The organism is Nocardia sp. NPDC004068, assembly GCF_042874315.1.
Taxonomy (GTDB): Bacteria; Actinomycetota; Actinomycetes; order Mycobacteriales; family Mycobacteriaceae; genus Nocardia.
The window spans coordinates 138,761-163,279 of record NZ_JBIAMW010000002.1; the positions used below are offsets into that span (position 1 = coordinate 138,761).

The 24,519-nt window shown below is 71.0% G+C and carries 23 protein-coding genes and 1 riboswitch; of the genes, 14 read left to right on the plus strand and 9 right to left on the minus strand.

The window, feature by feature from the left end; translation table 11 throughout:
- Window positions 1-2: 2 nt before the first annotated feature.
- The 7 genes from ACFYTQ_RS04750 to ACFYTQ_RS04780 all read left to right on the plus strand — a co-directional run bounded on the left by ACFYTQ_RS04750 (window position 3) and on the right by ACFYTQ_RS04780 (window position 7,921).
- Complete coding sequence (locus tag ACFYTQ_RS04750) at window positions 3-998, plus strand: helix-turn-helix transcriptional regulator (RefSeq protein ID WP_387357286.1); 996 nt, start codon at window positions 3-5, stop codon at window positions 996-998.
- Complete coding sequence (locus tag ACFYTQ_RS04755; protein WP_387357288.1) at window positions 995-1,990, plus strand: helix-turn-helix transcriptional regulator; 996 nt, start codon at window positions 995-997, stop codon at window positions 1,988-1,990. The genes ACFYTQ_RS04750 and ACFYTQ_RS04755 overlap by 4 nt, the downstream gene beginning before the upstream one ends.
- The gene (locus tag ACFYTQ_RS04760) at window positions 1,987-3,003 is read left to right on the plus strand and encodes a 2-dehydropantoate 2-reductase (protein WP_387357290.1); all 1,017 of its coding nucleotides are present in this window, start codon (window positions 1,987-1,989) and stop codon (window positions 3,001-3,003) included. The genes ACFYTQ_RS04755 and ACFYTQ_RS04760 overlap by 4 nt, the downstream gene beginning before the upstream one ends.
- A 64-nt stretch (window positions 3,004-3,067) precedes the next feature.
- Complete coding sequence (tatA, locus tag ACFYTQ_RS04765; RefSeq protein WP_387357292.1) at window positions 3,068-3,331, plus strand: Sec-independent protein translocase subunit TatA; 264 nt, start codon at window positions 3,068-3,070, stop codon at window positions 3,329-3,331.
- Window positions 3,332-3,419: 88 nt separating this feature from the next.
- Window positions 3,420-4,397, plus strand: coding sequence for a twin-arginine translocase subunit TatC (gene tatC, locus ACFYTQ_RS04770; RefSeq protein ID WP_387357293.1), 978 nt, complete (start codon window positions 3,420-3,422; stop codon window positions 4,395-4,397).
- 3 nt (window positions 4,398-4,400) lie between these two features.
- Window positions 4,401-7,094, plus strand: coding sequence for a DEAD/DEAH box helicase (locus tag ACFYTQ_RS04775; protein ID WP_387357294.1), 2,694 nt, complete (start codon window positions 4,401-4,403; stop codon window positions 7,092-7,094).
- A gap of 137 nt (window positions 7,095-7,231) precedes the next feature.
- Entirely contained in the window at window positions 7,232-7,921 is a 690-nt protein-coding gene (locus tag ACFYTQ_RS04780) for a DUF4333 domain-containing protein (protein WP_387357295.1), read from the plus strand.
- 55 nt (window positions 7,922-7,976) lie between these two features.
- Here the strand turns inward: ACFYTQ_RS04780 and ACFYTQ_RS04785 are convergent, their stop codons facing one another.
- On the minus strand, window positions 7,977-8,942 hold the full coding sequence (locus ACFYTQ_RS04785) for a 5'-3' exonuclease H3TH domain-containing protein (protein WP_387357296.1): 966 nt from the start codon (window positions 8,940-8,942) through the stop codon (window positions 7,977-7,979).
- Between the two features lie 62 nt (window positions 8,943-9,004).
- Between ACFYTQ_RS04785 and ACFYTQ_RS04790 the strand changes: the two genes are divergently transcribed.
- Window positions 9,005-10,132 carry a M24 family metallopeptidase gene (locus ACFYTQ_RS04790; protein WP_387357297.1) on the plus strand — a complete coding sequence of 376 codons (1,128 nt, stop codon included), beginning with the start codon at window positions 9,005-9,007 and terminating at the stop codon, window positions 10,130-10,132.
- A 6-nt stretch (window positions 10,133-10,138) separates the two neighbouring features.
- Here the strand turns inward: ACFYTQ_RS04790 and ACFYTQ_RS04795 are convergent, their stop codons facing one another.
- Window positions 10,139-10,543 carry a PPOX class F420-dependent oxidoreductase gene (locus ACFYTQ_RS04795; protein WP_387357298.1) on the minus strand — a complete coding sequence of 135 codons (405 nt, stop codon included), beginning with the start codon at window positions 10,541-10,543 and terminating at the stop codon, window positions 10,139-10,141.
- A 52-nt stretch (window positions 10,544-10,595) separates the two neighbouring features.
- Here ACFYTQ_RS04795 and ACFYTQ_RS04800 point away from each other — a divergent pair, with 52 nt between their 5' ends.
- Genes ACFYTQ_RS04800 through ACFYTQ_RS04815 form a run of 4 tightly spaced genes read left to right on the plus strand, consistent with a single transcriptional unit; the run spans window position 10,596 to window position 14,039 of the window.
- Window positions 10,596-11,357, plus strand: coding sequence for an SDR family NAD(P)-dependent oxidoreductase (locus tag ACFYTQ_RS04800; RefSeq protein WP_387357299.1), 762 nt, complete (start codon window positions 10,596-10,598; stop codon window positions 11,355-11,357).
- Entirely contained in the window at window positions 11,354-12,589 is a 1,236-nt protein-coding gene (gene cbiE / locus ACFYTQ_RS04805; protein ID WP_387357300.1) for a precorrin-6y C5,15-methyltransferase (decarboxylating) subunit CbiE, read from the plus strand. The genes ACFYTQ_RS04800 and cbiE overlap by 4 nt, the downstream gene beginning before the upstream one ends.
- Window positions 12,590-12,633: 44 nt before the next feature.
- A complete protein-coding gene (locus ACFYTQ_RS04810) occupies window positions 12,634-13,239 on the plus strand; it encodes a hypothetical protein (protein WP_387357301.1) in 606 nt (201 codons plus the stop codon).
- Complete coding sequence (locus ACFYTQ_RS04815) at window positions 13,236-14,039, plus strand: cobalt-precorrin-6A reductase (protein ID WP_387357932.1); 804 nt, start codon at window positions 13,236-13,238, stop codon at window positions 14,037-14,039. Before ACFYTQ_RS04810 ends, ACFYTQ_RS04815 begins: the two co-directional genes overlap by 4 nt.
- On the opposite strand, the gene ACFYTQ_RS04820 is transcribed toward ACFYTQ_RS04815, so the two are convergent.
- From ACFYTQ_RS04820 to ACFYTQ_RS04835, 4 genes are all read right to left on the minus strand, one after another.
- On the minus strand, window positions 13,964-14,509 hold the full coding sequence (locus ACFYTQ_RS04820) for a PadR family transcriptional regulator (protein WP_387357302.1): 546 nt from the start codon (window positions 14,507-14,509) through the stop codon (window positions 13,964-13,966). The genes ACFYTQ_RS04815 and ACFYTQ_RS04820 overlap by 76 nt on opposite strands.
- Window positions 14,510-14,614: 105 nt before the next feature.
- Entirely contained in the window at window positions 14,615-16,294 is a 1,680-nt protein-coding gene (locus ACFYTQ_RS04825) for a precorrin-2 C(20)-methyltransferase (RefSeq protein WP_387357303.1), read from the minus strand.
- Entirely contained in the window at window positions 16,291-16,926 is a 636-nt protein-coding gene (locus ACFYTQ_RS04830; RefSeq protein WP_387357304.1) for a precorrin-8X methylmutase, read from the minus strand. The genes ACFYTQ_RS04825 and ACFYTQ_RS04830 overlap by 4 nt, the downstream gene beginning before the upstream one ends.
- Before the next feature lie 38 nt (window positions 16,927-16,964).
- Window positions 16,965-17,402, minus strand: coding sequence for an Lrp/AsnC family transcriptional regulator (locus tag ACFYTQ_RS04835; RefSeq protein WP_387357305.1), 438 nt, complete (start codon window positions 17,400-17,402; stop codon window positions 16,965-16,967).
- A 151-nt stretch (window positions 17,403-17,553) separates the two neighbouring features.
- Between ACFYTQ_RS04835 and ddaH the strand changes: the two genes are divergently transcribed.
- Complete coding sequence (ddaH, locus tag ACFYTQ_RS04840) at window positions 17,554-18,453, plus strand: dimethylargininase (protein WP_387357934.1); 900 nt, start codon at window positions 17,554-17,556, stop codon at window positions 18,451-18,453.
- Here the strand turns inward: ddaH and ACFYTQ_RS04845 are convergent.
- From ACFYTQ_RS04845 to ACFYTQ_RS04855, 3 genes are all read right to left on the minus strand, one after another.
- Window positions 18,398-18,832: an SRPBCC family protein gene (locus tag ACFYTQ_RS04845; protein ID WP_387357306.1), complete on the minus strand. Its 435-nt coding sequence runs from the start codon at window positions 18,830-18,832 to the stop codon at window positions 18,398-18,400. The two genes, ddaH and ACFYTQ_RS04845, sit on opposite strands and share 56 nt — an antisense overlap.
- A 54-nt stretch (window positions 18,833-18,886) precedes the next feature.
- On the minus strand, window positions 18,887-20,017 hold the full coding sequence (gene cobG, locus ACFYTQ_RS04850) for a precorrin-3B synthase (protein ID WP_387357307.1): 1,131 nt from the start codon (window positions 20,015-20,017) through the stop codon (window positions 18,887-18,889).
- 66 nt (window positions 20,018-20,083) lie between these two features.
- A complete protein-coding gene (locus ACFYTQ_RS04855) occupies window positions 20,084-20,320 on the minus strand; it encodes a hypothetical protein (RefSeq protein ID WP_387357308.1) in 237 nt (78 codons plus the stop codon).
- 265 nt (window positions 20,321-20,585) lie between these two features.
- Window positions 20,586-20,710, plus strand: a riboswitch (cobalamin riboswitch).
- 31 nt (window positions 20,711-20,741) lie between these two features.
- On the opposite strand from ACFYTQ_RS04855, the gene cobN reads away from it, so the two are divergent.
- Entirely contained in the window at window positions 20,742-24,437 is a 3,696-nt protein-coding gene (cobN, locus tag ACFYTQ_RS04860) for a cobaltochelatase subunit CobN (RefSeq protein ID WP_387357309.1), read from the plus strand.
- Window positions 24,438-24,519: the final 82 nt, after the last annotated feature.

Consider the following 24,519-nt stretch of genomic DNA (forward strand, 5'->3'; position numbering starts at 1 on the left):
GGGTGGCGATATCCAAGGTCGAACGGCTGATGAATCTGGTCATCGCGCTGTTGTCGACCCGGCAGTTCCTGACCGCGGAGCGGATTCGGGACAGCGTCGCCGGTTACGAGGATTCGGTGAGCGACGAGGCGTTCAGCCGGATGTTCGAGCGGGACAAGAACGAACTGCGCGATCTGGGGATCCCGCTCGAGACCGGACCGGTGGGGCGGTACTCGGGCCAGGAGGGCTATCGCATCAACCGCGATGCCTACGAACTACCCGACATCGATCTGACCAGCGAGGAGGCCGCCGCGGTCGCGGTGGCGGTGCAGCTGTGGGAGTCGCCGGAGTTGGCGACCGCGGCCGAGGGCGCGCTGCTGAAGCTGCGCGCCGCGGGCGTGCACGTCGAACCCGACGCGGCCCTGGCGTCGGTGCCCGCCGTGCCCGCCCGCACCCGGGGCTCGGAGGCGGCGCTGGGCAAACTCCTGGCGGCCATCGATGCGGGCCGGGCCGTCCGGTTCGAGCACCGGGTCTCGCACAGCGCGCCCTATCTCATGCGCGATGTCGAACCCTGGGGTGTGGTCACCCATCACGGCCGCTGGTACCTCGTCGGGCACGACCGCGACCGCGACGCCGTGCGGACCTTCCGGCTCTCGCGTATCGGTGAGGATGTCACCGCGTACGGCCCGGAGAACGCGGTCCGCAAACCCGACGGGGTGGACCTGCGCAAGATCGTCGGCGAGGTCACCGGCGCCGCGCCCGTCACCGGCTCGGCCACGGTCTGGGTCGCCGACGGCCGCGGGCAGGAGATCCGCCGCCTCGGCGCGATCGTCGAGGAGCGCGTGGTGGGCGGGCGATCCGGCGCGATCGTCGAGGTGCCGGTGCGCTCGCGGGACTGGTTGGCGCGCTTGATCACCGGACTCGGCCCCGACGCCCTCGTGCTCGCCCCGGCCGAACTGCGCGCCGACGTCATCGACCGGCTGCGGTCGGTGCTCGAGCGCACGGAGGTCGGCGCGTGAGCACCCGCCTGGCAACCCGGCTGTCCCGGCTGCTGAACATGGTTCCCTACCTGCTCGCCCACCCGGGCATCAGCGCGGCCGAGGCCGCCGCCGATCTGGGCGTGACCACCAAACAGCTGATGAACGACCTCAACCAGCTGTGGATGTGCGGCCTGCCCGGCTACGGCCCCGGCGATCTGATCGACCTGTCGTTCTCCGAGGAGAGCATCGAGGTCACCTTCTCCGCGGGCATGGACCGGCCGCTGCGGCTCACCTCCACCGAGGCCACCGCCCTGCTGGTGGCGTTGCGCTCGATCGCCGCCCTGCCCGGCATGGTCGATCCGACCGCCGCCCAGTCGGCCACCGCCAAGATCGAGGCCGCCATCGCGGGCGACAAGGGACCGGACGGAACCGGCGCGAGCACCCCGCTCGTCGAGGCGCCCGCCGTCACCACGGTCCGCTCGGCCCTGGCACACACCCGCGCGCTGCGGCTGGTGTACTACTCGTCCAGTCGCGACGTGGTCTCCGAACGAGTGGTCGATCCGATCCGAATCGTGTTGGTGGACAACAACTCCTACCTCCAGGCGTGGTGCCGCCAGGCCGAGGGCGTGCGGCTGTTCCGGTTCGACCGCATCGAGGAGGCCACCGAACTCGACGAGCCCGCCCGGCCGCCCAGCCACGCCACCGACGAGACCGCAGGCCTGGACCTGTTCTCCGACGATCCCGCGGTTCCCTTGGCGCGCTTGCGGATTCGCTCCGACTACGCGTGGGTACTGGACCAGTACCCGATGCACCGGGTGGCCGTGCACGCCGACGGCAGCGTCGAGGCCACCATGCGGTTCGCCACCCTGGACTGGATGGCTCGGCTGCTGCTCGGATTCGGTTCGGGCGTCACGGTTCTCGGCCCCGCCGAACTGGTGACCGCCGTGCGCGAACGGTCCGGCGCCGCCTTGGCCGCCTACGACGACGCCGGGTACGCCGAGACCGTGATCGAGGAGGTCGGTCCCGCTTGACCTTTCGCGTGACGGTGCTCGGCGCCGGGAGCGTCGGGCTGTTCGTGGGCGGCAAGCTGGCGGCCGCGGGCGCCGACGTCACCTTCGTGGGTCGGCCGCGCGTGCTCGACGCGCTCGCCGACACCGGCCTGCGTCTCACCGATCTCGACGGCGGCGACGATCGGGTGGCGCCCGGCGCCTTCCACACCGCTACCGAACCCAATAGCGCCGCCATCGCCGATCTGGTGCTCATCACCGTGAAGTCCGCGCAGACCGCCGAGGCCGCGCGGCAACTGGCCGAGGTGATCCGGCCCGACACCGCGGTGGTGAGCCTGCAGAACGGGATCGGCCACGACAGCACGATCCGCGAGATCCTCCCGTCCTGTGTGGTGCTCGCGGGCATGGTCATGTTCAACGTGATCCAGCACGAGGGCGGCCATGTCCACCGCGGCACCGAGGGCGGCCTCGCCGTCGCCGACGATCCCGCGCTGCGCCGCTTCGCCCCGTTGTTCGGCCGGGCCGGGCTCGCCCTGGACCGGCACGCCGACCTGCGGCCGGTGCAGTGGGCCAAACTGCTGCTGAATCTGAACAACGCCGTCAACGCCCTGTCCGGCCGTGCCCTGCGCGAGGAGCTGTCCCAGCGCGACTACCGCCGCTGCCTGGCCCTGACCCAAGCCGAGGCGCTGACCGTCATGCAGCGCGCCCGCATCCGTCCCGCGCGGCTCACCCCGCTGCCGCCGGAGCTGATGACCCGCCTGCTCACCGTGCCCGATCCGCTGTTCCGCCGGGTCTCGGGCCGGGTGCTGGCGATCGATCCGATGGCCCGCTCGTCCATGGCCGACGATCTGGCGCTGGGCCGTAAGACCGAAATCGCTTGGCTCTGTGGCGAAATCGTGAACCTGGGCCGGATGGTCGGCGTCCCCACCCCGGTCAACGCGCGCCTGGTCGCGTTGATCACCGCCGCCGAGAACGGCGACCCCCGCAGGTGGTCCGGTCCGGAACTGCTGGCAGAGTTGCGTTCGGCGAAGGGCTGACGAGGGCGTTCGCCGAGACCAGGTCCGGTAGCATCGGAAATACCACAGTCTTTGGAGGTAATCCATGGGTTCATTCGGCCCGACGCACTGGCTCATCATTGCGTTGCTGTTCCTGCTGCTGTTCGGCGCCAAGCGGCTGCCGGACGCGGCCCGGGGCCTCGGGCGGTCGCTGCGCATCTTCAAGAGCGAGATGAACGAGATGCACAACGACGGCTCCCAGAGCGGTACTCCGGCGGCACAGACTCCCGCGCCCGCGCAGCAGGAGCTGCCCCCGGCGCAGCCCAATGCCGCGGCCCCGCAGGCCAAGCCGGAAACGCACAAGGCGTAGCAGGTCCGCGTTACCCCCGGGATGAGAATTCTCGTCCCGGGTCGAATCATGTCCGGACGCTCAGGCGATCAGCGAGGCAGTCACTTCCATGCGCATTCCGTTCGACCCCCGGCGCAGCCGGCGCAGGACGAATCCCGACGGCACCATGTCGTTGGTCGAGCATCTGCAGGAACTGCGGTCCCGGCTGCTGAAGTCGCTGCTGGCGGTCGCGCTCACCACCGCGTTCGGCTTCTTCTGGTACGCGCACTCGTTCCTGGGCATCGAGAGCCTGGGTGAGATTCTGCGCGGACCGTACTGTTCGCTGCCGCCGGCGCATCGGGCTCAGCTCACCACCGACGGCGCCTGCCGCCTGCTGGCGACCGCGCCGTTCGAGCAGTTCATGCTGCGGTTCAAGGTCGGCCTGACCGCGGGCGTGGTGCTCGCCTGCCCGGTGTGGCTGTATCAGCTGTGGGCGTTCATCACCCCGGGGCTGTACGCGAAGGAGCGCAAGTACGCGATCAGCTTCGTGACCGCGGGCGCGGCGCTGTTCGTCACCGGCGCGGTGCTGGCCTACTGGGTGGTCGCGCACGCGTTGAGCTTCCTCATGGGCATCGGCAGCAATGTCCAGATCACCGCGCTAAGCGGTACGCAGTACTTCGGCTTCATCATCCAGCTGCTGATCATCTTCGGTGTGAGTTTCGAGACCCCGCTGCTCGTGGTGGGGCTCAACATGATCGGCGTGCTGAGCTACGCCAAGCTCAAGAAGTGGCGGCGCGGCATGGTCTTCGGCCTGTTCGTCTTCGCGGCCGTCGTCACCCCGCAGGATCCGTTCTCCATGCTCGCGTTGGCGGCCGCGCTGACCGTGCTGTTCGAGATCGCGGTGCAGATCGCGCGGCTCAACGACCGCCGACGCGCCCGGCGCGGCGACGACTGGGGTGCGCTGAGCGACGACGAGGCGTCCCCGCTCGACGATTCGGCCGCGGCCGCCCCCGTCGGCGCGCCCGAACCGGTGCGCCCGGCCGAGTCGATCACCACCACGCCGGACAAAACTCCGCGCCCGGTGTCGGACTACTCCGATACTCTCTGACGAGTGGCACATCGGTCGCTTTCCGGCGAACTCGCGGCATTCGCCGCGGAACTGAGTTTTTCCCTCGATCCGTTCCAGCGGCAGGCGTGTGAGTCGCTGCAGGGCGGGCACAGCGTGCTGGTCTGCGCGCCGACCGGAGCGGGCAAGACCGTCGTCGGCGAATTCGCGGTGCATCTGGCGCGCGCGGCCGGGGGCAAATGCTTCTACACCACGCCCATCAAGGCGCTGTCCAATCAGAAGTACGCCGACCTGGTCGAACGCTACGGCCGCGGCGCGGTGGGCCTGCTCACCGGCGATCAGTCGCTCAATCCCGACGCCTCCGTCGTGGTCATGACCACCGAGGTGTTGCGCAATATGCTCTACGCGAGTTCGGATGCGCTGCAAGGGCTTTCGTACGTCGTCATGGACGAGGTGCACTATCTGGCCGACCGGTTCCGGGGCGCGGTGTGGGAGGAGGTCATCCTGCACCTGCCGCCCGAGGTGCGGCTGGTGAGCCTGTCGGCGACGGTCAGCAACGCCGAGGAGTTCGGCGCGTGGATGGAGACCGTGCGCGGCGACACCGCGGTCATCGTGGACGAGACCCGCCCGGTCCCGCTGTGGCAGCACGTCCTGGTCGGGCGGCGGCTGTTCGACCTGTTCGACACCCGTTCCAGCGACCAGAAGGTCCTCGTCGACGAGGACCTGGTGCGCTACATCAAGCAGCGCGAGGCCGCCGACCGCATGCACGACTGGGGCGGCCCGCGCGGTCGCGGCGGCCCGCGGCGCGATCCGCGGTCGCTGCCGCGCCCGGAGATGCTGGCCCTGCTCGACAAGGAGGGTCTGCTCCCGGCCATCACGTTCATCTTCAGCCGGGCCGGGTGCGACGGCGCGCTCGCGCAGTGCGTGCGCTCGCGGCTGGATCTGAGCCGGCCCGAGGACTTCGACCTGGTCGAGGAGATCATCACCAAACACACCGGCGATCTGCCGCGCACCGACCTCGAGGTGCTCGGCTACTGGGAGTGGCGCGAGGGGCTGCACCGCGGCCTGGCCGCCCACCACGCCGGGATGCTGCCCGCCTTCCGGCACGCGGTGGAGGAGTTGTTCGTGCGCGGTCTGGTGCGGGCCGTATTCGCCACGGAGACACTGGCATTGGGCATCAACATGCCCGCCCGCACGGTGGTGCTGGAACGGCTGGTCAAGTTCAACGGCGAGTCGCACGCCGAACTCACCCCCGGTGAGTACACCCAGCTGACCGGGCGCGCGGGGCGGCGCGGCATCGATATCGAGGGACACGCGGTCGTGGTGTGGACCCCCGACGTCGACACCAGCGCGGTGGCCGGGCTTGCCTCCACCCGAACCTATCCGCTGCGCAGCTCGTTCCGGCCCGGCTACAACATGTCCATCAACCTCATCGATCGGATGGGCGCCGAGGAGTCGCGGGCCCTGCTCGAACGCTCCTTCGCCCAGTTCCAGGCCGACCGGTCGGTTGTGGGCCTGGTCCGGGGCATCGAACGCAACGAGGGCGCGCTGCGCAAACTCCGCTCGCAGATCGGCGACGACGGTTTCCTCGAGTACCTGTCGCTGCGCGAGCGCATCAAGACCCGCGAACGCGAACTGGAACGCCAGGGCCGGGCCGATCGGCGCGGCGCGGCGGTGGCCTCGCTGACCGCGCTGCGGCGCGGCGACGTGGTGGCCATCCCGAGCGGGCGAAGGCAGGGGCTCGCGGTCATCCTCGAACCCGACGCGACCCCCGGCGATCCGCGCCCGCTGGTGCTCACCGAGGACAAGTGGGCCGGACGCGTCTCGGTGGCCGACTTTCCCACGCCCGCACAGGCTTTGGGCCACATGCGCCTGCCCCGGCATGTCGACCACCGCACCGCGCGCACCCGCCGCGATCTGGCCTCGGCGCTGCGCAGCACCGGGATCAGCGCCCCCGGCCGCCAGCGTCGCGGTGCGCGCAGCCGGGCCGCCGACGACCGCGAACTACAGAACCTGCGCCGCGCCATGCGCTCGCATCCCGCCCACACCCGGCCCGATCGCGAACAGCTGGCCCGCATCGGCGAACGCTACAACCGGTTGCAGCGCGAGACCGAGTCCATGCGCCAGCAGGTCGCGGCCACCACGAACTCGCTCGCCCGCACCTTCGACCGCATCGTCGGCCTGCTCGCCGAGCGCGGGTACGTCGACGACGGCGAGGTGACCGCCGACGGCCGCCGCCTCGCCCGCATCTACACCGAGGCCGATCTCGTTGTGGCCGAATGCCTTCGGCAGGGCCTGTGGCGCGGGCTGGGCCCGGCCGAACTGGCCGCGGTGGTCTCGGTGCTGGTCTACGAGTCACGGCAGGAGACCGGCGGCTACCTCGGCCCCTCGGGCCCGACCGCCCCGATCCGCCGCGCGGTGGGCGCGACCGTCGACGTGTGGGGTCGGCTGCGCACCGACGAGGCCCGGCACAAGCTGCCGCCCACCCGCGAACCCGATCTCGGCTTCGTGACCGGCGTGCACAAGTGGGCGCGCGGCGACAGCCTCGCCGAATCCCTGCTCGCCAGCGGCGATCAGGGCAGTCCGCTGTCCGCGGGCGATTTCGTGCGCTGGTGCCGTCAGGTCGTCGACCTGCTCGATCAGATCCACGAAACCGCCGACGACACCGAGGTGGCCGCCACCGCGGCCAAGGCCGTGCGCGCGATCCGGCGCGGGGTGGTGGCCGTCGACGCCGCCTGATGTCTCGAACGCCGCCAATGCGAACACAGTGCAAGCGACTGTGATTGGATGATTCTCGTGTACCGACCGCGGTGAGGGACCGGTGACCCTACCCGGGGGGCGAGAGTGTGTACGACGAGCGCGAGTGGAGGCAGGCAATGAGCGGCCCGTACGGACCGAACGAGACCCCTGGTCCAGGGGAGGGACGCAACAACGATCCGACTCAGCAGTGGGGCGGTCAGCAGCCGTCCCCCGGATCGGCCGCCCCCACCCAGCACTGGGGACAGCAGCCGCCACAGCAACAGCAGTGGGGGCAGCCGCAGGGTTGGCAGCCCGTCCCGCCCCAGCAGCAACAGCAGTGGGGTCAGAGCCAGCCGTCGTGGCCGCAGCAGCCGCCGCCGCAGTCGGCATGGGAGCCCACCCAGCAGCAGTGGGGTCAGCAGCCGCAACAGCCGCAGCAGCAGCAATGGGGCCAGCCGCAACAGCAGTGGGGTCAACAGCAGCAGCCGTGGGATCAGCAGCAGCTGCAACCGGCCAAGAAGTCGCGCAAGGGGCTGTTCATCGGCCTGGGCGCGCTGGTGGTCGTGATCGTGGTGGCGATCGTGCTCGCCGTGGTCTTCCTCAGCAGCAGCAAGCTCGACAACAAGGCCGTGCAGGACGGGGTCCAGAAGGTCCTCAAGGACTCCTACGGCATCGACGACGTGCAGGACGTCAACTGCCCCTCGGGTCAGAAGGTCGAGGTCGGCAAGACCTTCGACTGCACCCTCAAGGTCGGCGGCGAGGCCAAGAAGGTCACCGTCAAGATCACCAAGGACGACGGCACCTACGAGGTCGGCCGCCCGAGCTGATCGCGCTCGCATCCGGGCGTCGTGCCGCCGCACCCACGGCACGACGCCGAAACGCTCAGCGCGCGTTGGTTTCCAGCGCGGTGATCAGCCGCTTGATCGGGCTCTCCGCGTTGTACGCGGTGGCCAGGGTCTGGAGCCGTTCGGGATCCGCCGGTGCGGTGGGCAGCCGGTCGGGCCCGGACAGGTCGACCTCCGCGTCGCACACCACGCGCACGACGGGCGCGGCCGCCGTCAGATAATCCTCGGCCGCAACGATTTTCGCGCGCACGCCGCGGGCGAGGTCGGATTCGGGATCGCGCACCGCGGCCAGCAGCGCGTCCAGGCTGCCGTATCGGGAGATGAGCGAGGCCGCCGACTTCTCGCCGATGCCCGCGACGCCGGGCAGCCCGTCGGAGGCGTCGCCGCGCAGGGTCGCCATATCCGCGTAGGCGGGGCCCGCGTTCCGTTGCGGCACACCGTATTTCGCGGCCACCTCCGCCGGGCCGTACAGTTCCGCCTTCGCCAGGCCGCGACCCGCGTAGAACACCCGCACCGGGGGCGCGGGCTCGTCGCGCACGAGCTGGAGCAGATCCCGGTCCCCGCTCACCACGATCACCGGGTCGGTGCGCTCCCGGGTGGCGAGGGTGCCGATCACGTCGTCGGCCTCGAGCCCCGCGGCGCCCGCGGTCGCGATCCCGGCCGCGGCGAGCACCTCGAGGATCATGTCCACCTGCGGGGTCAGGGTGTCGGGCACGACCTCCGCGCCGGGTTCGGCGTCGGCGGAGTCGTCGAGGCGGTGCGCCTTGTAGGACGGCACCAGCTCCACCCGGTACCGCGGCCGCCAATCCAGATCCAGGCACACCACCAGTCGGCCGGGCGCGTGCCGGGTGATGAGCGCCGCCACCATATCGGTGAAGCCGCGGACCGCGTTGACCGGCCGCCCGTCGGGGGCGGTGATCTTCTCCGGGATGGCGTGGAAGGCCCGGAACCACAGACTGGCCCCGTCGAGCAGCAGCAACGGGGCGGCGGCAGGGGTGTTCATGGGAGCAGACGCTACCCGGAATCGGGACGAGCGGTCCGGCGCGGGCTAGTAACGTCGGGGCCATGAGTGCGCACACGGAGTCACGGTTCGGGGCCGAGGTCTACGGCAAACGGTTGGAGCGCGCGGCGGAGCTCACCCGCGCCGCGCACCTGGACGCGCTCCTGATCACGCCCGGCCCCGACCTGCGCTACCTCATCGGCTCCCGCGCCCAGTCCTTCGAGCGGCTCACCTGCCTGGTGATCCCGGCGAGCGGCGAGACCCCCTCGGTGGTGATCCCGAAGATGGAACTGGCCTCGCTGGCGGGTTCGGCCGCGGGCGAACTCGGCCTGGGGATCCTGGACTGGACCGACGGCGTGGACCCGTACCGCGTGGTGAAGTCCGCCCTCAACGCCGGGGCGCGGGTCGCCGTCGACGACGCCATGCCCGCCCTGCACCTGCTGCCGATCGCCGACACGCTCACCGCGCTGCCGGTCTCGGCCACCGGCGTGCTGCGGCAGGTGCGAATGCGCAAGGACGACAGCGAGATCGACGCGTTGCGCCGCGCGGGCGCGGCCATCGACCGAGTGCACGCCCGCATGGGGGAGTGGCTGCGCCCGGGCCGCACCGAGGCCGAGGTGGCCGCCGACATCGCCGCCGCCATCGTCGAGGAGGGCCACACCGAGGCCGCCTTCGTCATCGTGGGCAGCGGCCCCAACGGCGCCGACCCGCACCACGAGGTGTCGCAGCGCCGCGTCGACACCGGTGACGTCGTGGTGGTCGACATCGGCGGCCCGGTCGATCCCGGCTACTACTCCGACTCCACCCGCACCTACGTCCTCGGCGACCCCGACCCCGAGATCGCCGACCGTGTCGCCCAACTCGAACGCGCCCAGGCCGCCGCCGTGGCCGCCGTACGTCCCGGCGTGACCGCCGAAGCGGTCGACGCCGCGGCTCGGAACCCGTTGTCCGAGGCCGGTTTCGGTGACCACTTCATCCATCGGACCGGCCACGGCATCGGCCTGTCGGTCCACGAGGAGCCCTACATCGTCGCGGGCAACGACATCGTCCTCGAACCCGGCATGGCCTTCAGCGTCGAACCGGGCATCTACTTCCGCGGCGAATGGGGCGCCCGCATCGAGGACATCGTCGTGGTCACCGAGGACGGCTGCGAGTCGATGAACCACCGCCCGCACGGCCTCACCGTGCTCTAGGCCCGGTCAGCGCAGCGTGCTGCCGATCAACGTTCGCGTCACCCGGATCGCGATCACGACCCGGCGCGGATTCTCCCGCGGCACCCGGTAGCGCAGCGCGTAGCGGTTCTCGCCCTCGGCCACGGATTCGCGATCGGTCAGCACCTCGGCCGGACCCTCGAGGGTGAGCCAGCGCGGCCCGTCGACCTGGCTCACCGCCGCATACCCGCGTTCGCGGGCATTGCGGGCCTTGACCGAATCGCCCATGGTGATGATCCGCGCGATGCCCGCCTCGACGTCCCAGGTGAAACCCACCGCGACCACGTGCGGCGTGCCGTCGGCCCGCAGCGTGGTGAGGGTGGCGAGATGCCGTTCGGTGACGAACTCGAGTGCGGGCGCGGGCAGTTCGATCCGGGAGCCGGTGTTCGTCATTCTCCAGACGGTAGCAATCGGCCGCGCGAGGCCCAATGGCAGACTGTCGCCCATGGGTGTGCGAGGACGCGAGATCGACGCGGGGACGATCGTGCTGTTCGGCGGCCGCAGCGAGATGGGTCTCGAGGTCGCGCGGCGGCTGGCGCCGGGCCGGGTCGTGATCCTGGCCGCGCGCCGCAGCCACGATCTCGACGCCGAACAGGCGAGCGTCGAACAGGCGGGCGCGACCGCCGTGCACCGCGTCGAATTCGACGCCGACGACCTGGCGAGCCATCAGCCGCTGCTGGACAAGCTCGTCGCCGAACACGGCCGCATCGGCGTCGCGGTGCTGGCCTTCGGCGTGCTCGGCGATCAGGTTCGCGCCGAACAGGATCCGGCCGCGGCCGTGGCGATCCTGCGGACCGACTTCGTCGCCCAGGTCGGCGTGCTCACCGTCCTCGCGAATCTGATGCGCGCCCAGGGCGACGGGCAGATCGTGGTGTTCAGCTCGGTCGCGGGCGCGCGAGTGCGCCGCGCCAACTACGTCTACGGATCGGCCAAGGCCGGACTGGACGGCTTCGCCTGCGGGCTCTCGGATGCCTTGCACGGCAGCGGAGTTCACCTGCTGCTGGTGCGTCCCGGTTTCGTCATCGGCCGCATGACCGAGGGCATGGATCCCGCGCCGTTCTCCAGCACGCCCGATCAGGTCGCCGACGCCGTGGTGGCCGGGCTGCGTCGCCGCGCCGAGCGGATCTGGGTGCCCGGCATCCTGCGCTGGGTCTTCGTCGTCGCCCGCGCGGTGCCGCAATCGGTGTGGCGGCGGATGCCGCGATGACGCGGCCCCTGACCGTCGTCGGCATCGGGGCCGACGGCTGGGCGGGACTCCCCGGGCCGAGCCGCCGCGCCGTGACCGAGGCCGAGGTCCTGATGGGCTCGCGGCGGCAACTCGAGTCGATCCCCGCCGACGCGACCCGCGCCGACCGCGTCGCCTGGCCGTCCCCGCTGCTGCCCGCCCTGCCGGATCTGCTTGCCGCGCATCGTGATTCGCGGGTCTGCGTGCTGGCCAGCGGCGATCCCATGTTCTACGGCATCGGCGCGACCCTGGCACGGCTGGTCGGACCCGAGGCGCTGCGGGTGCTGCCGCAACCGTCGTCGGCGTCGCTGGCGTGCGCGCGACTCGGCTGGGGCCTGGCCGACACCCCCGTGGTGAGCGTGGTGGGCCGCCCGCTGGCGACCGTCCTTCCCGAACTCGGCGACCGGCGGCGGCTGCTGGTCCTCAGTGCGGACGCCGGGACTCCCGCGTTGCTCGCGGACCTGCTGGCGCGCAACGGCTTCGGCGGATCGACGCTGACGGTGCTGGAACAACTCGGCGGCCCCCGGGAACGAATGGTCTCGGGTACGGCCCGCGACTGGTCCGAACCGCCCGGCGACCCCCTGAACCTCGTCGCGCTCGACTGCGTCGCCGACCCGAATGCCGCACGCCTGACCCGCCTTCCGGGCCTGCCCGACAGCGCGTACGGCGGCGACGGGCAGCTCACCAAGGCCGAGGTGCGCGCGCTGTCGCTGTCCGCCCTGGCCCCCGCTCCCGGCGAACTGCTGTGGGACGTCGGCGGCGGCTCGGGCACCATCGCCATCGAGTGGTGTCGCACCCATCCGTCCTGCCGCGCAATCACATTCGAGCGTTCCGCGCCCCGCCGGGACCAGATCGCCGCCAACGCGGCGGCCCTCGGAGTCCCGGGCATCGAGATCCGCGGCGAGGTGCTCGCGGAGCTCCGCGCCGACCTACCCCTACCCGACGCGATATTCCTCGGCGGCGGCCTCACCCAGCCCGGCCTGTTCGAAACCTGTTGGGCGCGGCTGCGTCCCGGCGGCCGACTGGTCGCCAATGCGGTGACCGCCGAGTCGGAGACCCTGGTCGTGGGCTGGGCAGCGGAGTACGGAGGAGCGTTGCGCCGCATCCAGATCCATCGCGCCGAACCGCTCGGCGGCTTCACCGCGTGGCGTCCGCAGCTGCCGGTGTGCCAGTGGGTCGTGGAGAAAAGTGCCCGAAGCGCTTCCGAGGGGTAGGGTTTCTGCCCGTAATCCGATTGTTATCTGCCTCCGGAGTTCATATGAGAGTCACCACCTTCGCCGCGACCGCGCTCATCGCCGCCGCGGCCACCGGTATCGCCGCCGGCACCGCCTCCGCCGAGCCCGTCCCCGCGGCGCCCGCCCAGGTGCAGAGCGAGGCCGCGCCGTCGGTGCAGGGCACCGATCACGGCGTCGGATACGCCGCCACCCTGGTCGACGCGGGCAAGTCCGTGGTCACCACCGTCACCGGCGGTAAGTTCAGCCTCGACAGCGACGGGAAGTCGGTCACTCTGGCCGACAACGCGGGCCAGGTCGTCACCCGCTTTCCGCTGACCGTGCAGCCCAGCGGCGACAAGGTGAACATCGCGGCCGCCGTCACCGCCGACGGCACCCAGCTCACGCTGACCCCGCAGGCGCACACCGTGACCGCCAAGGACATCTCCTCGCAGGAGTGGTTCTTCTCCGAGTTGCAGCGCGCCTCGCTGGGCGCGGCCGTCGGCGCCGTCATCGGCGGTCTGATCGGCCTGATCCTCGGCGTGTTCCCGGTGATCCCGGGCGCGGCGCTCGGCGCGGTGATCGGCCTGCTGGTCGCGGGCGGCCAGCCGCTGATCGACTCGGCCTTCGCCTACTTCGGCGGCCAGCCCTGAGAATCCTGATCCTCGGCGGCACCCGCGAGGCGCGGGAGCTGGCCGGGGACGCCACCGGCGAGCACGGACTCGAGATCGTGTCCTCGCTCGCCGGTCGCGTGCGCGCACCGGTGTTGCCGTCGGGGGAGGTCCGCGTCGGCGGTTTCGGTGGCGTCGCGGGCCTGCGGAACTGGCTGTCCGACAACGGCGTCGAGGCCGTGGTCGACGCCACCCATCCGTTCGCCGCCACCATCTCCGCGCACGCGGCCGAGGCCACGGCGGCGCTCGGCGTGCCGCTGCTGTACCTGCGGCGGCCCGGCTATGCCGAACAACCCGGCGACCGCTGGATCCGGGTCCCCGACCTCGCCGTCGCCGCGGAAACCGTTGCGACACTGGGGGAGCGGGTGTTCCTCACCATCGGCCGCCAGGGCGTCGCCGCCTTCGCCCACCTGGCCGAGCAGTGGTTCCTCATCCGGGCCATCGATCCGCCCACCGGCGCACTGCCCCCGCAGCACGAAATCATGCTGGCGCGTGGGCCGTTCGACCCGGACGCCGAACGCTCGTTGCTCGCCGCCCGCCGCATCGATGTCGTGGTCACCAAGGACAGCGGCGGCGCGGACACCTCCGCCAAACTCGACGCCGCCCGCGAGCGCGGGATTCCCGTGTTGATGATCGACCGCCCGCCCCTGCCCGACGGCGCGACCGTCGTGCCCACGGTCGCGGCGGCCATGGAATGGCTACGCGCTCAGGCCCGTTCGGGCACCGACCGGCCGAGCAATGTCGGCAACCGGTCGAACCACTCCAGCACCGCGCGCTCGTAACGAATCCCGAAGTCGAGAGTGGCTCGCTCGTACCGCGATTCGGGTTCGGGATCCTCGGCCAGATACCGCATGAGCCGCTGCTGATGGATCTCGCGGTTCGACGCGATGATCCGCTCCAGCCGCGCGGGCTCGACGAACCGCCCGAACGACAATGTCAGCAGCAACGGCACCCGAATCGTCTCCGCCCCCGGATCGCGGGCGATCCACTCCGCGAACTCCTCCCGGCCCGGTTCGGTGATGTGATACGGGGTCCGGTCCCGGGCGCCCGTCTCGCCCTTGGTCACCAGACCCGCCCGATCCATCGTGGCCAGTTCCCGATACACCTGGCTCTGCGTGATGGTCCAGAAGTCGCCGATCCGCTCCTGGGCCAGATTCACCAGATCCCAGCCCGACATCGGGCCCTCGTGCAGGAACCCGAGCAGCGATGCCGCCGTCGAGTTCAGCCCCCGCTTGGATCCACCGTCGGTCACGGCCGCCCCTTCCAACGTCGACACTCCACAGTGGGATGTTACAGGTAGTTGGGTCTTCAACTATGAAGGGGTCCCGCCGCGTTGTCGAACCGGGGCGGAAACCCCCTACGTGGGTTGATAGCGCCGCGCTGTGAACACCCGCGTGCCGCCGGGCGTGTCGAAGCGGCTGGTGGTGGACGCGCCGACGATGACGAGCGTGCGCATGTCGACGTCGGCCGGATCGAGTTCGGCCAGCGTCACCACCCGCACCGATTCGGTCGGCCCGCCCACATCGCGCCCCAGCACCACCGGCGTATCGGGTTTGCGATGCTCGAGCAGCAGGTCCCGCATGGCCGCCACCTGCCAGGTGCGCTGCGAGGAGGCCGGGTTGTAGACGGCGATGGCCATATCGGCCGCCGCCACGGCCGCCAGTCGGCGCGCCACCGTCTCCCACGGCTTGAGCCGATCCGACAGCGAGATCATGGCGAAGTCGTGGCCCAGCGGCGCGCCCACCCGGGAGGCCACCGCCGCGGCGGCCGTCACCCCCGGCAGCACCCGCACGGGCACCTCGCGCCACCGCGGATCCGCCGACTCCTCGACCACCGCCGCCGCCATGGCGAACACCCCCGGATCCCCGGAGGACACCACCGCGACCCGGGCCCCGCGCCGCGCGAGGTCCAATGCCATTGCGGCCCGTTCGGATTCGACCCGGTTGTCGCTCGCGTGCCGCCGCTGCCCGTCCCGGATCGGCACCCGGTCGATGTAGGTGGTGTATCCGACGAGGTCCGTCGCCTCGGCCAGGGCTCGCGTCACCTCGGGGGTGGTCCAGTCCGTCGCGCCCGGTCCGAGTCCGACGATCACGACCTCGCCCACGGTGGGCGGCGTGTCCGTGGGGGTTTCGGGCCGGACGGGTGCCGCAGTCCGGTTGACGTCCGCGTCGGTCGCGCGCTCCGTCGCGGTGTCGAGCCCGGCCGGGACGACGTCCGATCGGTGGACGGTCGCGTCGGACTCGGCGGCCGTACTCGCGTGGGGTCCGCGCTGACGGCCCTTCGCGTCGTCGGTTTCTCGTGACAGGTGGATCGGTGTCGTCGGGCGAGGCCCGGGAACCAGGGCGATGGCGAAGTACGGGACCTCGGCGTCGTCGACGTCGCCCGCGCGCAGCACGCGCTGACGGCCGGTGCTGGCGCGCTCGACGTAATACGCGTCGTCGAGCCGACCCGCCGCCGAGAGCGCTTGGCGCACAGCCGGATACGTGCGCCCGAGTTTCATGATCGCGGCGGCCTCGGTGCCGGCGAGGCGGCGGGCGAGTTCGTCGGGGGCCATGGTGCCGGGCAGCACGGTCAGCACCTGATCGCCCTCGACCAGCGGCGTGCCCAGCGCGGCGGAGGCGGCGCTGACCGAGGTGATGCCGGGGATGATCTCGGCCTCGAAACGGTCCGCGAGCCGCCGGTGCATGTGCATATAGGAGCTGTAGAACAGCGGATCGCCCGCGGCCAGCAGCGCCACCGAGCGCCCGGCAGTGAGATGGGCCGCCAGCCGCGCCGCCGACTCCTCGTAGAACTCCTCGATCGCGCCCTGATATCCGCCGGGATGATCGGTGGTCTCGGTGGTCACCGGATAGATCAGATGTTCCTCGAGCTGCCCCGGCCGCATATAGGGCGCGGCGATGCCGCGGGAGATGCTGCGCCCGTGCCGCGCGCTGTGGAAGGCGATCACGTCGGCCGCGCCGATGACGCGGGCCGCCTTCACCGTCACCAGTTCCGGATCACCCGGGCCCAGGCCGATTCCCCAGAGTTTGCCGCTCATTCCTGTTCGCTCGCAATCGCGTTCAGTGCGGCGGCGGTGATGGCGCTGCCGCCGCGCCGCCCGCGCACCGTCAAGAACTCGACCCCGCCGTACGCCGCGAGGGCCTGTTTGGATTCCGCCGCGCCGATGAAGCCGACCGGAATGCCCAGCACCGCCGCGGGTTTCGGCGCACCGGCGTCGAGCATGTCGAGCAGATGGAACAGCGCCGTCGGCGCGTTGCCGATCGCGACGACCGCGCCCGCCAGCCGATCCCGCCAGAGTTCCAGCGCCGCGGCCGATCTGGTGGTGTCCATTCGCCGCGCCAGCTCGGGCACCCGCGGATCGGCGAGCAGGCACAGCACCTCGTTGTCGGCGGGCAGGCGGCGGCGCGTGACCCCCGACGCGACCATGGTGGCGTCGCACAGGATCGGCGCGCCCGACCGCAGTGCCGCGCGCGCCCGCGCGACCACCTCGTCGCTGAACTCGACATCGCCCGCGAGGTCGACCTGCCCGCAGGCGTGGATCATGCGCACCACCACCTGCGCCACCTCGGCGGGGAACCGGGCCAGATCGGCCTCGGCCCGGATGGTCGCGAACGACCGCCGGTAGATCTCGGCCCCGTCGGTGAGGTAGCCGGTGCGCACGTCGGACATGGCGTCCACCCTAGAAGCGCCCCGCGGCCGGGCTCGAATCAGGTGCGGGGGCGCTCCAGAATCCGGGACATCACGATATTGCTGCGGGTGCGCCCGACGCTGGTGTTCTTGCGGATCCGCTCCACCGTCGACTCGATCTCGGCCATATCGGTGGCCATCACATGCACCAGGGCGTCGGCCTCGCCCGCGATCGTCCACACCCCGACGACCTGCGGAATCGGTTCGAGACTGCGGCGCAGTTCGGCGGGGGAGATGTTGTCGCGGTAGTAGACCTCCACGTAGGCCTCGGTGCGCCAGCCCAGGGCGGCCGGATTGACCAGCGCGGTGAAGCCGGTGATCTGCCCGCCCGCGACCATCTTGTCGACGCGGCGCTTGACCGCCGGCGCGGACAGTCCGACCGCCGCGCCGATCTCCTGGAACGAGGCGCGGGCGTGCCGCAGGAGATGGGCGAGTATCCGCCGATCGAGGTCGTCCACGGGCCGCTCCCAATCTGTTTCGATGCGGCGCAATGATTCTTCGCCGAGAAGGGTGATCACGCAACGATTCGGTGTTCCTGACGCAACGCTACGCCACATACCGTCGTCTCAATCTGTTGCGCGCCGAACCGAGGGAGCCTCGTTGACCGTCGTGACCACGCTGCCCGCCCCCGCACCGGCCGGCCTCCGCCGGTTCACGCCCCGCCGTTTCCTCATGTGCCGACCCGACCACTTCGACGTCCGGTACGCGATCAATCCGTGGATGGACGTGAGCGCGCCCGTCGACCGGGCCCGCGCGCTCGCCCAGTGGGAGACCCTGCGCCGAACCTTCGAAAGCCACGGCCACACCGTGCACGTCGTCGACGGCGAACCGGATCAGCCGGATATGGTCTTCGCCGCCAACGGCGGCCTGGTCATCGGCGACCGCGCCCTGTCGGCCCGCTTCGCCACCCCCGAACGCCGCGCCGAGGGCCCCGCCTACCACCACCGCCTGTCCCGCCTCGGCCTCACCGAGGTCGCCGCGGCGGCCGAGATCAACGAGGGTGAAGGCGATTTCGCCGTGGTGGGCCGACTCATCCTGGCGGGCACCGGTTTTCGCAGCTCACCCGCCGCCCATCGCGAGGTCGAACGCTTCTTCGGCCTCCCCGTCCTCACCCTCGATCTGGTGGACCCCCGCCTCTACCATCTCGACACGGCCCTCATGCCCCTCGGCGACACCATCGCCTACTACCCGCCCGCCTTCAGCCCCGCCAGCGCCGCCTTGCTGGCCCACCTCTTCCCCGACGCGATCATCGCCACCGACGCCGACGCGGAGGTCCTGGGCCTGAACGGCGTCTGCGACGGCCACCACGTCTTCCTCACCGACCGCGCCCCACACCTTGCCGCTCGCCTCACCGAACGCGGCTTCCACCCGATCGGCGTCGACCTCTCCGAACTCCTCAAGGCCGGCGGCAGCGTGAAATGCTGCACGCTGGAACTGCATTCGCCGCCGAACCTCAACGCAACCGTTCCGCCACCGCACGCAGCCCGACTGCGAACACCTGCTCACTGACGAACCGGGCGAATTCCGCGGGATCCGCGCCCTCGACGGTGAAGTCGGCCCACCACTGCGCGAAGGTCGCCCCCGTGTCGGTGACCGGCGTCAGCAGCACGCCCGCCACGTACTCGCGCAGCGGCATGGACGATTCGATGATCGAGTACTCGTATTCGTGATTCGACGGCTCGAACTTCAGCAGCCGCTCCCGGACGAACCCGTCCGCCAGCGTGAGATATCGGACCGCGCCGACCTCGCGTGGACCGGGACCGTCCTCGATGCGGCTCGCCACGATGGCCGGATGGAATGCGGCCAGCCCGTCGAAGTCGTCGAAGAATGCCCACACGCGATCTATCGGCGCGTCGAGCACGGAACTGGCGAACGCGGTGTGTGTCATGCGTCAACGGTATCGAAGATCCCGGGACGCCAAAGGCGTTGTCGCCGAACGCGATCAGATTTCCTCGTCCACCCGGTAACCCGTCGGGGTGGCGACGATATCGAGGACCTCGCCCCGGGGTCGGCCGCAGCGGCGTTCACACCCGGACCAGTGCTGGCGGCTCGCCACCCGCCCGGACTCGATGGCGGCCGCGGCGTCGGAGCGGACATCGGTGTGCGATTTCGCGCAGCCGGGCCGCCCGGCGCACGCGGTGACCAGCAGCCAGGGTGACTCGGCGTCGAAGATCAGTCCCATCGGGGCGAGGACGCGCACGACCTGCTCGGCCGCCCACTCGTCCAGATCGGGCAGCACCAGACCGCGCCACGGTGTGATGATCACCGGACGCTCCACGGCCGCGAGGAATTCGGCGGTGTGGGCGGGTAGCCGGCCCAGGCGCACCCCCGCGCCGAGTGCGATCCGGTCGTCGTCCTGGGTGAACCAGCCGATCGGATTGTCTTGGCGCACGGCGATTTCCAGCGGTTCCGCCACCGCTTCCAGGCCGAGCGCCGCGAGGATCCGATCCGCGGCGTGCGGGATCTCGTGCAGCCGCCAGCGGTCGTCGCGGAGTTCTTGGAAGGTGTGCGCCGCCGCGATCAGCGTTGGTATCGCCTGCCCGTACCGAAGCCGTACCCCGCTGTCGCGTCCACCCAGCAGCAGCGCGAACTCGTCGGCGTCGGTGGCGTGCACCCCGATGTCGCCGCCGAGGCCGCTGACATCCCCGCGCCCGTCGTCGAGGGTGAACAACACCCGCCCCGGCAGCCCGGCCAACGCGGGCGCTTCGAGAATCGCCTCGTCGAGGCGGGGCACCAGATCCCGCACATCGGCCCATCCGCCCACCCGCCCCGACAGCGGGGAGGCCACGATATTGCGGACCCGCTCGTGGGTCGGGCTGGGCAACAGATCCGCGGTCGCCAGCCGCGCGGCGAGCGCCTCCGCGTCGTGAATCCGCCGCAACTGCGCATTGCCGCGCGAGGTCAGTTCCAGCGCGCCGTCACCCAGTTCGCTCGCGGCCGCCGCCAGCACCCGCAACTGATCCGGGCGCAGGATGCCGCCCGGTAGCCGGATGCGGGCCAACGGACCGTCGGCGGCCTGATGCAGGCGCAGGACGCCGGGGCAGGAGTCGGGTTCGGAGCGGTTCATGGCCACCCCAGACTACGGACACCCACCGACACCAACACGGCCCGGCAACCGACGGCTGGCCCGCTCGACGTCCTACACGTCGAAACGCCGATCCCGCCCCGCCCACGGCGGATCCGGAACATAGCTGTCCGACAACAGATGTGGCGTCTCGTGATGATCGACCCGATCCCGCCGCGCGGTCGACTCGAACACCAGCAGCCCCGTCACCGCCACCCCGGCGCACACCCCCGCGGCCGCCACCGCCAACCCTCTGTTGTTCCCCGCGGCAGCCGCCAGCGCCATGGCCAGCAATGCAACGGCAACCATCATGCACACAATTCCCGACCAGGCAGCGAATCGATTCCGCCTGGCCCACCCAGGTGAGTTCGGCATACCCACAGCGTACGCTCCGACCGGTCGGTCGAAAACACCCGAAACATCCCAAATCCCACCCACCCAGCCGCACCCTTTATTCGGATCCGCACCCCCTCCAGGCCCTGCAAGGGGTGCGGATTCGAATAAGGGGTGCGGCTGTGAAGAAGTCGTTGCGCGGGGTTCGCGCGGCATGCATCGTTGTCGGTGCGGGCAGCGGCCGGAAGCCGTGGCCCACCCGGGGGCGATGTAGCATCCGGGGGCTCGTCGACTACGAGGAAACCGGTGCAATTCCGGTGCGGTCGCGCCACTGTGACAGCCAGACCCTCTCGGCGAGCGCGAATCCGTGCTGGGCGCGTCACCCGAGGAAGGCCGAACCGTGATCCTGCTGCTGTCCACCTCCGACACCGACCTGTTGTCCGCCCGCGCCAGCGGCGCCGCCTATCGGCTCGCCAACCCCGCGCGGTTGCTCCTCGACGACCTGCCCGCCCTGCTCGACGGCGTGGACCTGGTGATCGTGCGCATCCTCGGCGGCCGCCGCGCCTGGGAGGAGGGCCTGGACGCGGTGCGCGCCAGCGGTATTCCGCTGGTGGCCCTCGGCGGCGAGATGGCCCCCGACGCCGAGCTGATGGAGGCGTCGACCGTGCCCGGCGGCGTCGCCGCCGACGCCCACAACTACCTCGCCGCGGGCGGTCCGGACAATCTGCGCCAACTGCACAACTTCCTCTCCGATACCGTCCTGCTCACCGGCCACGGCTTCGAACCGCCCGTCCACCTGCCCAACTGGGGCGAATTGCCGCGCGCCGCACGCGAATTCGACGATTCCGCGCCCACGGTCGCCGTGCTCTACTACCGGGCCCAGCACCTGGCGGGCAACACCGCCTACATCGACGCCCTGTGCGCGGCCATCGAGGACGCCGGGGCCCGCCCGCTGCCGCTGTACTGCGCCTCGCTGCGCACCGCGGAACCGGAACTGATCGAGACCCTGCGCGCCGCGGACGCGCTCGTCGTGACCGTGCTCGCCGCGGGCGGCAGCAAACCGGCCACCGCCGCGGCGGGAGGCGACGACGCCGCCTGGGACATCGGCGAACTCGCGGACCTCGACGTGCCCATCCTCCAGGCGCTGTGCCTGACCAGCGGTCGCGCCCAGTGGGCGGACAACGACGACGGCCTCACCCCGCTCGACGTGGCGACCCAGGTGGCCGTGCCCGAATTCGACGGCCGCATCATCACGGTCCCGTTCTCGTTCAAGGAGTTCGACGCCGACGGCCTGTCCACCTACGTCCCCGATCCGGAACGCGCGGCGCGCGTGGCGGGCATCGCGGTGCGGCACGCCCGCCTGCGCCACATTCCCGTCGAACGGCGGCGCATCGCCCTGGTCTGGTCGGCCTATCCCACCAAACACGCCCGCATCGGCAACGCCGTCGGCCTGGACACCCCGGCCAGCGCGATCCGCCTGCTCACCGAAATGCGCACGGCCGGTTACGATCTCGGCGCCCCCGGCGAGATTCCGGGCCTCGAGGAGCGCGACGGCGACGCGCTGATCCACGCCATCATCGCCGCGGGCGGACAGGACCCGGACTGGCTCACCGCCGAACAGCTCGAGGGCAACCCGATCCGCATCGGCGCCCGCCGCTACGCCGCCTGGTTCGACACTCTGCCCGAGGAACTGCGGGCGGCCGTGGTCGAGGCGTGGGGTCCGCCGCCGGGCGAACTCTACGTCGACCACTCCGCCGACCCGGCGGGCGAAATCGTCATCGCCGCACTGCGTTTCGGCAATGTCGTGCTCATGGTGCAGCCGCCCCGCGGCTTCGGGGAGAACCCGGTCGCGATCTACCACGATCCCGATCTGCCGCCGAGCCACCACTACCTGGCCGCCTACCGCTGGCTCGCCGATCCGGACGGGTTCGGCGCGGACGCCCTGGTGCATCTGGGCAAGCACGGCAATCTGGAATGGCTGCCGGGTAAGACGCTGGGCATGTCGGCGGCCTGCGCCACCGACGCCGCGCTGGGTGATCTGCCGCTGATCTACCCGTTCCTGGTCAACGATCCGGGCGAGGGCACCCAGGCCAAGCGCCGCGCCCACGCCACCCTGGTCGACCACCTCATCCCACCGATGGCCCGCGCCGAGAGCTACGGCGACATCGCCCGGCTCGAGCAGCTGCTCGACGAACACGCCAACATCTCCGCGCTCGACCCGGCCAAACTGCCCGCGATCCGCCAGCAGATCTGGACACTGATGCGCGCCGCGAAGATGGACCATGATCTGGGCCTGACCGAGCGCCCCGACGAGGACTCCTTCGACGACATGCTGCTACACGTCGACGGCTGGCTGTGCGAGATCAAGGACGTGCAGATCCGCGACGGCCTGCACGTCCTCGGCCAGGCCCCGGTCGGCGAGGGCGAGCTGGACCTGGTCCTGGCGATGCTGCGCGCACGACAGCTCTGGGGCGGCGAGATCGCCGTGCCCGGCCTACGAGAGGCATTGGGACTCAACGAATCCGGCACCGAGTCCCGCGACCGCGTCGACACCGTCGAGGCACACGCCCGCACCCTGCTGTCCGCGTTGCAGGCCACCGACTGGTCACCCGACGCAGTCGACGAGATCCTCACCCGCCTCGTCACCGCCCCCGGCACCCCCGACCTCGATCGCGTCCCCGCCCCCAGCACCCCTAACCCCAGCGCCTCCGACCCCAGCGCCCCCGCCCGCGTCCCCGTCCCGGCGGACCGGCTCGACGCGCTGCGCGCGGTGCTGCGCTTCGCCGCTCTCGAGGTCGTGCCGCGGCTGCGGCAGACGGGGGTGGAGATCGACCGGATCCTGCACGCCCTCGACGGCGGTTTCGTTCCGGCCGGGCCGAGCGGTTCGCCGCTGCGCGGCCTGATCAATGTGCTGCCGACCGGGCGCAACTTCTACTCCGTCGACCCCAAGGCCGTGCCCTCGCGGCTGGCATGGGAGACCGGGCGGGCCATGGCCGACTCACTGCTGCAACGGTATCTGGCCGACCACGGCGAGTACCCGCGCTCGGTGGGTCTGTCGGTGTGGGGCACCTCGGCCATGCGGACCTCGGGAGACGATATCGCCGAGGTGCTCGCGCTGCTGGGCGTGCGACCGGTGTGGGACGAGGCCAGCCGCCGGGTGACCAGCATCGAGGCCGTCGACCTCGCCGAACTCGACCGGCCCCGCATCGACGTCACCGTCCGCATCTCCGGCTTCTTCCGCGACGCGTTCCCGCATGTGGTGACGCTGCTCGACGACGCGGTGCGCCTGGTCGCCGAACTCGACGAGCCCGCCGAGGCGAATTACGTTCGCGCCCATGCCCGTGCCGACCTCGCCGAGCACGGTGACGCTCGGCGCGCCACCACTCGTATCTTCGGCTCCAAGCCCGGCACCTACGGGGCGGGCCTGCTGCAACTGATCGACTCCAAGAGCTGGCGCACCGATGACGACCTCGCGCAGGTGTACACCGCGTGGGGCGGCTACGCCTACGGCCGCGACCTCGACGGCGCCCCGGCGGCCGACGATATGCGCAGTGCCTACCGCCGTATCGCGGTGGCCGCCAAGAACACCGACACCCGCGAACACGACATCGCCGATTCCGATGACTACTTCCAGTACCACGGCGGCATGGTCGCGACCGTGCGCGCGCTCACGGGTAAGGATCCGGAGGCGTACATCGGCGACAGCACCCGCCCCGACGCCGTGCGCACCCGCACCCTGTCGGAGGAGACCACCCGCGTGTTCCGGGCCCGGGTGGTCAACCCGCGCTGGCTCGAGGCGATGCGCCGCCACGGGTACAAGGGCGCGTTCGAGATGGCCGCGACCGTCGACTACCTGTTCGGCTACGACGCCACCACCAATGTGGTCGCCGACTGGATGTACGAAAAGCTCTCGGAGAGTTACGTTTTCGACGAGGTGAACCGCAAGTTCATGGAGCAGTCGAATCCGTGGGCGCTGCACGGCATCGCCGAACGACTGCTCGAGGCCGCCCAGCGCGGGCTGTGGGAGCACCCGGAGGCCGAGACCCTGCGGCGGCTCCAGCAGGTGTATCTGGAGACCGAGGGCGAGCTGGAGTAGGCCGGAAAAAATATTCGAGAATTCGTGCGCGCGGATGTCGAGAACGTGTCGGCGGCTCCGTCCCAGGGGTACGAGCAGCCGA